This window comes from Lentiprolixibacter sp. (genome assembly GCF_982873095.1).
The window spans coordinates 1-9,569 of record NZ_CEYNTP010000096.1 but is presented as its reverse complement, the minus strand read 5'-3'; the positions used below and the strand labels follow the sequence as shown (position 1 = coordinate 9,569).

The following is a 9,569-nucleotide window of genomic DNA, read 5'->3' as shown; positions in this document are numbered from 1 at the left end:
CCATCAGCCCTTTAAAGCTAATCCCCTGACCTGTAGGATATGTGGATATGATTTGCCGCTCCCCGAAATACGGCAGATCAACAAATACTGAATCTCCCCGGATTTCGAAAGTATTAGGCGTGTTGATGAGATTTATTCGTGCTGCGTTATTACCCGGTGGAAGCAATCCGGCATTTACCACACTAGCCAAGCCTGTGGTGGTCAAGGGTCGTGCCCACTCTGCTTTTACCCGGATCCGCCTGGCGTTTACCAGTTGCTCCAGAGCCTGCTGGTCCTCAGGACTTACCGCTGACTTTCCTGCCTGGCAGCCTCCCAGTATATATACGATCCCCATTATCCACAGGGCATATAACAACAGATATTTAAGGTGTTTTTTCACTTCATACTACGATAACTAAATATAATCTAAAATCGTATTACAATACTCCCAAGAAATCCCCAATCTTTCTTAAAATAATCTGAAAATCAATTTGTTATTTCTTTCTGATTCCTGATAAAAATCATTTTTGTTGCCCCCTTCCCTACTGATCTTTGCCCTATAAACCACCAATTTATGACAACAAATCCTGCAACACGCACAACCCACGTTTCCAATGCCGTCTATGGGCTTGGCCTGATCGGGGCCGCAGTCTATTATATTCAGGTAGCCACAGGCTTCTGGGCAGGGGTATTGGGGCTATTAAAAGCCATTGTCTGGCCGGCCTTCCTGGTATATGAATTGCTTAAGCATTTAGCTATTCAATAATACTAACTTACTTAATAACAATATATTATAATATTATATTAAATCTTTGCTTTAATTACAATAATTACCTGCAGCAGCCCTGTCAACGGCTATATATGCTGGGTAATAAACGCAGAACAAACTGATCATGAAAAATCTGATTCGCGCTATTGTCGCGGCAATTGGGGCTAAAAAAATCGGCGGGGGACGCTGTGGTTGTATCGGCACTATTGTTGTTTTTATCATTCTATACTGGCTGCTGGGTTACGTATTTGAATTGTTCTGAACCCTGATGCCTTGAGGAGTCAAATGCATTGGGCTGCAGTTTCGTTGGAATGCCCTACTTTTGCCGAATGCCAAAAACAAACCCAAAACAATTAGAGTTTGTAGCCCTCATGGCAGCGCTAATGTCCATTGCCGCGCTGGCACTGGACGCACTGCTCCCGGCGCTGGATCCCATTGGGACTGCACTGGCAGTTAGCAGTCCGGCTGAAAATCAACTTTTAATTACCTTATTTTTTCTAGGCTTAGGCGTAGGCCCTCTGCTCTTTGGTCCTGTTTCTGACAGTATTGGCAGAAAGCCCGTCGTATACCTGGGTTTCCTTGTTTTTGTACTTTCCAGCATGGTCTGTGTATTTGCCAATAGCCTGGAAATCATGATCATCGGAAGGATCTTACAGGGCATTTCCCTTTCCGCCCCCAGGACGATAAGTGTAGCCATGATCCGGGATACCTATAGTGGCGATTATATGGCCCGTATCATGTCCTTTGTGACGGTAGTCTTCATCCTGGTCCCCATAATCGCTCCTGCGCTGGGCAAATTTATACTCGACAGGCTGGGCTGGGAAGCCATATTTCACGTACAGGTAGGATTCAGTGTCCTGGTGTGCTGGTGGTTTTGGAAAAGACAACCCGAAACCCTTCCCAGGACCAGGAGGAGCAGTTTTCGTGGTCGTATTTTCATAGAAGGGTTCAGGGAACTACTGAATTACCGACAGACGGTGGCCTTTACCATTATCTGGGGCTTTATTACTGGGTCATTTTTGGTGTACCTGAGCACTTCCCAGCAAATATTTGAGCAACAATACGATCTGAAAGACGCCTTTCCTTACATATTTGCGGCCCTTGCCATCACCATTGGCACTGCTACCCTGCTCAACGGCTCCCTTGTGGTCCGTTTGGGCATGTTGCGCCTGGTAACAGTCTCCATCCTGCTCTATGTCCTCACTGCCCTGGTCTACATCCTGGCCTTTTATAACGGCCAAAACCCCGCCGTGGAGGTGCTTATGGTCTTCTTTGGGCTACAGTTTTTTGCAGTTGGATTTATTTTTGGCAATCTGAGGTCGCTCGCCATGGAGCCCCTGGGCCATATAGCGGGTGTAGGAGCTGCTATTACGGGTTTTGTGGCCACCATCATGGCTGTGCCCATCAGCGCTTATATAGGGGCCTTTGTTGTGGATTCTGTACTTCCGATGTTCGTTGGGTTCCTCGTATGCGGATTGCTTTCCTGCCTGATCCTGGCACATTTTTACTTTACCAAAAGTGGTGTCAGGGAGCGCCACTGATCCTTCCTGCTTAGTTTTTGGCCTCCATAAGTTTCAACATCCGCAAGGCATTGGCCTTGATATTTCCTTCCCGGTCCAGCGCAATGGCTTTCCGGTAGAGTTCCTTTGCCTTTTCTGGGTTTCCCGATTTCCAAAAGGCTTCGGCCAGACTGTCCCATACATTCGCAGACTCCGGAAACAACTGTGTATTCATACTAAATACATAGATGGCTTCTTCAAAGCGCTTGCCTTTCAGGAGGTCATAGCCCGCCTTGTCAAACTCCTCTTCAAAATCAAAGAAGCGGTACGCCGGGTCCTGAAGCATGCGCACTACTTCCGACTGCAGTTTTTCCATATCCCCTGCCACGAAAAGGTTCCTGAAATAATTCATGGGGTCCAAAACAAAGTTTTCCTCCGAAAATTCCAGGGCGGCCTGCAGCACGGGATCCTCATTGTTCCGGTACTGGTCAAAGCTCATCTCCACAGCTATGTGAGGTGAGGTCCACTCCGCATTTTCCCACTGGGGTTTGTCCTGCCACCAGGCAAAGGACAGATAGGCATTCATTTTGGTATTGGGCAATTGTACCGGACGGTTGTCCCCGTAGAAATTTATGTTTTCCGCAGTGGGTTCTCCCACAAAAACGGCATTGGTATAGTTACTCAATTCATTTACCAGGTTCTGACAGGCCGAAAAGGTCCTCCTGCCAATAATGACCATAAATTTTCCCGGCTGGTTGATCTTCTCCGTTTCGATGATCCCGGTAATTACGGGTTTGTTTTTGTAATTATTCCCACCCCCGTTTAAGCGCAAGTCCAGGATCAGTTTTTCAACATCATTGTTCTCAATGAAATCAAATATCCGGGCATAAAAGGTTGGGATGTCTTCCCCCTCCTCGTCCTGAACCTGGCTTTGCCGCACATAAAGCGTTTTGGTATCCGGCAGGTATTCCTCATAGTAAATCTTATCGAGTTGCTTCAGATACAAGGGAGTTGTGCTCAGGTCACGGGATTCCAGCCAGGTATCTCCGGGCACCACCATGCCGTACTGCCGGGGAAATCGTTCCGCCGGAACGGCCTTAAGTTCTGCTTCAAAAACCTCACCTTCTTTTTCCAGAGTAAGGGTAACGGTTTGTCTTAGTTCTGGAAGCACTCCCTGGGCGTGAAGAAATTCCGGGAAAGTGAGGTAATGTATCCCATAGGCCTTCACGAACTGGTCGTTTTCAGCAGGAACCACAGGCCGCATCAGCTCAAGAACTTCCGCGATAGGCTTCTCTTCGATTTTTAACAATCGGGACCCGAGAATGGCCTCATAGTCCTTGTGCACCCCTTGAAGGAAGATCCCATCACTGTAATCATAGAGTACAATCGGTAACTGATGATAAGGCACTACCCCTTCCCAGTACCCCAAAACGGTATGGCCGTAATCAAAAGAGGCGACCAGCCGGGCCATGCCTACCATGATCTCATGCTCCTCCAAGTCCGGAATGGCAGTATGCAGTTCCTCTACAGCGGCATCAAAGGCTGCTGCTTTAATCTTTTTGAACAGAAAGGGATATTCCTCATGAATGGTAGATTGAAGAAACCTGAGGTCTTCCTGCCATTGGGCGGCAGTAAATTTCTGCTGCGCATTTAGTGAGCCAAGACCCGGTAACAGAAGTCCGGCCAGGAGCATATAAATTCCTAGAAGTTGCTTTTTCATAATGATTAGGTGTTTTGATGGATGAAGTACTACCCTATCGGACGTAAAGGTTTTGCATTTGTTACAAGATAACAGGGATATTTGAAATGCAAGCCCTTATCCCTCCATAAAAAGGCAGTGGTATTCAGGATTATGTAAACGATCCGTATCTTTACGACTAAAATTGGCATACATGCTAATCTGGGCGGCTTTCCTCCTGCTTATCGGTATTTTCCTTGCATTGGACCTGGGTGTTTTCAACCGGCATGACCACGTTATTCGATCCCGGGAAGCAGCGCTATGGACCAGTCTTTGGGTAAGTGTGGCTCTTGGGTTCAGCTTTGTGATTCACTGGCTGTTTTCTGAAGGCCTTGTAGACAATCCCACGGACCTTACCCCCGGGACAGCAGTACTTAAATATATCACAGGTTACCTGATTGAATTATCCCTCAGCGTAGACAATGTTTTTGTGATTGCCGTAATTTTCGGGGCATTCGGCATCCCCCCTATTTACCAGCACAGGGTACTTTTCTGGGGTATCCTGGGGGCCATTTTCTTCAGGGCAGTGATGATTTTATTTGGGATAACCCTGATTAACCGCTTCGATTGGATCATTTATGTTTTTGGGGTCTTTCTGCTTTATACCGCTTATAAAATGCTGAAGACTGACCAGTTTAAATACGATCCCGAGAAGTCATTTGTTTTCAGGCAGATCAAGAAGATCTATCCCCTTACCACCACTATTCACGGTAATAAGTTCTTTATGAAGAGGATGGGGATATCGGCTGCCACACCTCTATTTGTTGCGCTTATCGTAATTGAAATAACAGACATCCTCTTTGCAGTAGACAGTATCCCGGCCATCCTGGCGATCACGGCAGACCCCTTCCTTGTATTCAGTTCCAATATTATGGCGATCCTGGGCCTCAGGTCCATGTATTTCCTGATATCCAGGATGCTGGCCAAATTCTGGTTCATCCATTACAGCCTTGTGGTGATCCTGGCATTTGTAGGCATCAAGATGTTGCTTTCTCATTACCTGCATTTCCCTGAGTGGTTGTCGTTATCTGTTATAATAATCTCCCTTGCCGCTGGTGTGGTGATCTCCCTGTTAATGCCTAAAAAAAGTGAAGAGCAACCCTCTTCCTAAGGCCTGCAAGCTTTAACGATTTCTTGGGTGATTAGTTGATCAGGCTTAAGTAAGTTTGAATTAAAATACTGAAGGTTACATGATTAAACTCCGATTTACTTTACTGATCTTATTGAGCATTCCTGCTTTCCTCTCAGGACAGTACGTCCTTGAGGCTAATGAGATTTCGTTTGTCTTTGCATCCAAGAATGTCAGCGGTAGCATATCGGATTTCCGCTCGGCCTCTGTGATTGACCAGGAGGATTTTACCCGTTCTGTGTTGGAGGGAACGGTAGGTGTTGCGACCTTAAAGACCGGCAACTTTTTACGGGATTGGGCGCTAAAAAGCCGGAAGTATTTCGATGAAGACGAATACCCCAGGATCCATTTTAAAAGCAATAGCATTACTGAACTTGCAGAAGGTTATGAAGTTACAGGCGTCTTGACCCTTCGCGGCACCTCAAACCCCTTTAAGATTTTATTTAAAATGGTCAATGGACAACTAACAGGAACGGCATATTTGAATACCTCGGATTACGGCATAAACATCAAGAAAGAGCGCGAAGAGAACCGTGTGCAGGTAGCCTTTTCTTTTGCGCTCGAACCATCCAACTAAGCTTTGCCCGAAAATAAAGCGGTATACAGTTTTTGTACCCCCCAATTCCCCAGAGGAAAATAGAGGGCGAAGAACAGCGCCATGGCCAGACTGAAATTTCGAATACCAAACAAGTTGTCCAACAGGTTTCCCGGGTAGGCATAGGAAGTTTCAAAAAGATAGCCACCAAACTCTAAAAATCCCATAGCCACCAGGCCATAGGCATATTGCATGTGAAAGGGCAGGCCCCTAAGCAGGAGTGAGATGGGAATCATGTAGATCAGGTACACCGTAATTACCTGCCACCAATAGGTAAATTGGGCTATTTCGAGCCTTTTCCCGACCTCATTCATGCCCAATCCCCATAGAAAATAGATGATTATATACAGCAACAACAAGCGCCCATCCACTGCAAAACGTGATCTCAGCCAGGATTTCCATCCCACCCCTCCTGTGTTTTCCATCAGGATTTTTGCTTGCGTTTTGCAGCTATGATCTGTAGTGCATCCGAGACCTTATCCATTTTCTCCATATCCTCATTTTCCAGGATAATATCGAATGCATCTTCCACATCCAGCACAATATCCACCAGGTTGGCGGAATTGATGTTTAAATCATTCAGTAAATGACTGTCTTTGTGTATGTCTGAGACCGCAACATCTTCCGGAAGGTAGGGCTTTATGATATCCAGAAGTTGGGTGTAATTTTCTTCTGCCATGGGCTTTATAAATTATATCTCCTAAAAATAACACAGGCATTCACATCTCCAAAGCCAAAACTGGCTTTTGCGATAATTTTTGGGGTAAAGGCCAGACTTTGGGTGGGAACTTTTTCCGGATCCACGACTTCCGCAATTTCCGGATGCAGGTCCTCGCAGTTTACATTTCCAAAGACCGTGCCTTCACGAAACTGCAAAACTGTACCTGCACATTCCAAACTGCCGGCAGCGGCCAGGCAATGCCCGAAATGCCCTTTGAAGGAATTCACATAGGGAAAGGACACCCCGCGTAATCCGAGGGCCTCACTCCAGTTGCTGATTTCAACAGGATCCTTCGTGGTGGCAGTGAGATGGCCATTAATAAGATCTATATCCCTGGCTGAAATACCTGAACTTTTGATCGCCTCGCGAATACAACGCTGTACCGCCAGGCTGTTAGGAGCCGTCATGCTTCCCCCATTCCGATGGCCGCCACTGTTGATACTTCCTCCAAGTACTTCGGCATATATCGTTGCCCCCCTTTCCAATGCGGATTCCAATGTTTCAAGAAGCAGTGCCCCTGCCCCACTCCCGGGAACAAAACCACTGGCAGAGGCGCTCATGGGCCGGCTTCCCCTTTCGGGTTGTGAATTAAACTTGCGGGGTAAGATACGCATCGCATCAAATCCACCCCATACATAAGGCCCACTATCGCTACAACTGCCCACCAGCATACGTTTGGCCCTTCCAGACCGAATACGATCATACCCCATAAGTATCGCTTCCGTCCCTGTGGTACATGCCGAAGAATTGGTGGTCACCTGGTTACCACAACCGAGAATACCGCCCAGATAGGCACTTATCCCGCTCGCCATGGTCTGCACAACCGTTGTGCTGCCTAAACGCCTCACCTGCCCGTCATCTACCCGGTATATGGCTTCCCTGAACTTGTCGACCCCTAAAATACCGGTTCCAAAAATGATCCCACAATCCCAATCGGGTTCGCCATCCTTTCTTTGTTCATAGCCAGCATCCTGCCAGGCGTCACAACCTGCAATTACCCCGTAAACAATACCTGAAGCCTTCAGGTCCCTTTGCTGAAGTGTGGTAAAGTATTTATTTAGTAAATCTTTTGTAATCTTCGGTTTACCAGCAATTTGGCATCTAAAATTAAGATCGGCTAAATCAGCTTGATGGGCAATCCCTACCTTACCATTTTTAAGTGCATCAACGAAGTCATCTATACCCACACCTACAGGAGAACACACTCCAATACCTGTTATCACTACCCGATCATTCATGACTTTTCTTTACTATCATTCCCGCCAACTCACCTTTACATATAAGGCTACCTTTCTCACTTAACATACGCACCTTGCACTTTAGTTTGTTAAACCGGAAATACACCTTTTCGGACATTACGGTCACCTTTTCCCCCGGGAAAACAGGTTGATAAAATTCCATTTCCGTACTGCTAAGAGCAACTCCGGTATTCTCGAATTCAGAACCGGGCGTCAGATATATCCCAAGACAAACCAGTCCAATTTGCGCACAGCATTCTGTTAAAATTACTCCGGGGGTAACAGGATTATCTTTAAAATGGCCGCGGTAGAACTCAAGTCCCTCATCGAACCTATAGGAACCCACTGCACCATTTTCATCAATCTCGATCAAATCATCCACAAATAAAAAGGGATCTGTGTAAGGTAAACGAGATAGAATTGCCCTGGCATCCATAGTTATCTGAGACTTTCCCCTCCGTCTGCTTTAATTATTGTCCCTGTAATCCATGCAGCTTCCTTCCTGCTGAGCAAGTACACCACATTGGCTATATCTTCAGGAGATGTAAGGCGGTTATTGGGATTTCTTTTTCGCGCATTATCCAGTAGTTTTTCGCTGCCGGGAATCCTTCTCAGGGAAGGGGTGTCCGTAACACCCGCCTGGATGCAGTTGGCCCTTATCCCTTTGGAAGCATATTCAACCGCCATCTGCCTAATGATGGCTTCAAGTGATGTCTTTGCGGCGGATACGGCGCCGTAACCCTGCCAGACCCTGGAATTGCCCTCACTGGTAAAGGCTATTACCCGAGTATCTGCAGCTAATAAATTGGCTTGTAACAAACTGCTGGTCCAGGAGTAGCAACTTAAGGCCATCGCATTAAATGTGAGCTGGAAATCAGCCAAGCCAAGCCCTCCGTCGCCAGTGCCCAACGGCCTTAAGTTACCCCGGGCTATGCTATGGACCAGCACGCTGATCTTTTCCCCCTCTGGCAGGTTGCTCATCAAATTATCTATTAACCTGTCCCGATTGGCATCCTGCAATGCATCCTGATTATAGTGAAGCACAGGGTGCCCCAGGGATGTAATAGTTTCAAAATCCTTTTGTATACGGGGCAAATCCAATTTACGGTCGCGATGGACCAATATAAGCCCATACCCGTTCTCAGCCATTTTCCTTGCTGTGGCAAGCCCCAATCCTGAGCTTCCCCCCAGAATGAGGCACCACGGCTGTGCTTTATGCGTTTGGGTTTTTTGCATTCTTTTTATGTTTTACCACTCCAATAACACCCTTTGGGCGGAAAATCCAGGACCGAAGCTCAGGATCAACCCCTGTTCCCCGGTCTTAATATCGCGTTCCAGAAAACGTTCCAATACGTATAAGACCGTAACACTGCTCATATTGCCATATAGGCGGAGGACTTCCCGGGTATCGTCAATATTTTTTCCCAATTTACCAAAGAGTTCCTCCACGGTCTGGACAATTTTACGGCCTCCAGGGTGAAAGATCAAATGGTTTACCTTTTCAATTCCCGATCCGAATTTATCCAAAAAGGGGTATACTATGTCAGGAAAATGATCCGCAATCGTCTGGGGCACAGCCGGATCCAGGATCATTTTTAAACCGGTATTGGTAAGGTCAAACCCCATTAAATGGGTAGCATCTGTAAAATGGTACATTTCTTCCCCGATGACTTTAGGACCCCTTGCATTTTCGGTGGCCTCCATCAACACACAGGCTGCTCCATCCCCAAAAATGGCAGCACTCACCATATTGGCCATCGAAAAATCATTTAATTGAAAGGTGGCCGTTGGGCTCTCCACAGCAATAATGGCTGCCCGCTTACCGGGACTATTCCTCAAGAACTGTGTGGCATAGATTATCCCTGAAACCCCTGCGGCACATCCCATTTCTGTAACGGGTA

General features: G+C 46.8%; 13 protein-coding genes. 5 read left to right on the top strand and 8 right to left on the bottom strand.

Annotation, left to right across the window (positions count from 1 at the left end; genetic code table 11):
* The coding region (locus AC4E7D_RS07390) for a DUF4251 domain-containing protein (RefSeq protein ID WP_490173172.1) at positions 1–379 on the bottom strand (379 nt) is incomplete at its 3' end.
* 174 nt (positions 380–553) lie between these two features.
* On the opposite strand from AC4E7D_RS07390, the gene AC4E7D_RS07385 reads away from it, so the two are divergent.
* The 3 genes from AC4E7D_RS07385 (at position 554) to AC4E7D_RS07375 (ending at position 2,289) form a co-directional block, all read left to right on the top strand.
* Positions 554–745, top strand: coding sequence for a hypothetical protein (locus tag AC4E7D_RS07385; RefSeq protein WP_490173171.1), 192 nt, complete (start codon positions 554–556; stop codon positions 743–745).
* Between the two features lie 127 nt (positions 746–872).
* Complete coding sequence (locus AC4E7D_RS07380) at positions 873–1,010, top strand: hypothetical protein (protein ID WP_490173170.1); 138 nt, start codon at positions 873–875, stop codon at positions 1,008–1,010.
* Positions 1,011–1,077: 67 nt separating this feature from the next.
* Positions 1,078–2,289: a multidrug effflux MFS transporter gene (locus AC4E7D_RS07375; protein WP_490173169.1), complete on the top strand. Its 1,212-nt coding sequence runs from the start codon at positions 1,078–1,080 to the stop codon at positions 2,287–2,289.
* 10 nt (positions 2,290–2,299) lie between these two features.
* Here the strand turns inward: AC4E7D_RS07375 and AC4E7D_RS07370 are convergent, their stop codons facing one another.
* Complete coding sequence (locus AC4E7D_RS07370) at positions 2,300–3,967, bottom strand: tetratricopeptide repeat protein (protein WP_490173168.1); 1,668 nt, start codon at positions 3,965–3,967, stop codon at positions 2,300–2,302.
* 172 nt (positions 3,968–4,139) lie between these two features.
* On the opposite strand from AC4E7D_RS07370, the gene AC4E7D_RS07365 reads away from it, so the two are divergent.
* Both AC4E7D_RS07365 and AC4E7D_RS07360 read left to right on the top strand, forming a co-directional pair.
* Complete coding sequence (locus tag AC4E7D_RS07365) at positions 4,140–5,096, top strand: TerC family protein (RefSeq protein WP_490173167.1); 957 nt, start codon at positions 4,140–4,142, stop codon at positions 5,094–5,096.
* A 79-nt stretch (positions 5,097–5,175) separates the two neighbouring features.
* A complete protein-coding gene (locus AC4E7D_RS07360) occupies positions 5,176–5,691 on the top strand; it encodes a YceI family protein (protein ID WP_490173166.1) in 516 nt (171 codons plus the stop codon).
* On the opposite strand, the gene AC4E7D_RS07355 is transcribed toward AC4E7D_RS07360, so the two are convergent.
* The 6 genes from AC4E7D_RS07355 to AC4E7D_RS07330 all read right to left on the bottom strand — a co-directional run.
* Positions 5,688–6,134, bottom strand: coding sequence for a hypothetical protein (locus tag AC4E7D_RS07355; protein WP_490173165.1), 447 nt, complete (start codon positions 6,132–6,134; stop codon positions 5,688–5,690). The genes AC4E7D_RS07360 and AC4E7D_RS07355 overlap by 4 nt on opposite strands.
* On the bottom strand, positions 6,134–6,388 hold the full coding sequence (locus AC4E7D_RS07350) for an acyl carrier protein (protein ID WP_490173164.1): 255 nt from the start codon (positions 6,386–6,388) through the stop codon (positions 6,134–6,136). The genes AC4E7D_RS07355 and AC4E7D_RS07350 overlap by 1 nt, the downstream gene beginning before the upstream one ends.
* A gap of 5 nt (positions 6,389–6,393) precedes the next feature.
* Positions 6,394–7,668, bottom strand: coding sequence for a beta-ketoacyl-[acyl-carrier-protein] synthase family protein (locus tag AC4E7D_RS07345; RefSeq protein WP_490173163.1), 1,275 nt, complete (start codon positions 7,666–7,668; stop codon positions 6,394–6,396).
* Positions 7,661–8,104, bottom strand: a complete 444-nt coding sequence (locus AC4E7D_RS07340) for a 3-hydroxyacyl-ACP dehydratase FabZ family protein (RefSeq protein WP_490173162.1) — start codon at positions 8,102–8,104, stop codon at positions 7,661–7,663. The genes AC4E7D_RS07345 and AC4E7D_RS07340 overlap by 8 nt, the downstream gene beginning before the upstream one ends.
* A gap of 2 nt (positions 8,105–8,106) precedes the next feature.
* On the bottom strand, positions 8,107–8,904 hold the full coding sequence (locus AC4E7D_RS07335; protein WP_490173161.1) for an SDR family oxidoreductase: 798 nt from the start codon (positions 8,902–8,904) through the stop codon (positions 8,107–8,109).
* A gap of 12 nt (positions 8,905–8,916) precedes the next feature.
* The coding region (locus AC4E7D_RS07330) for a type III polyketide synthase (protein WP_490173160.1) at positions 8,917–9,569 on the bottom strand (653 nt) is incomplete at its 5' end.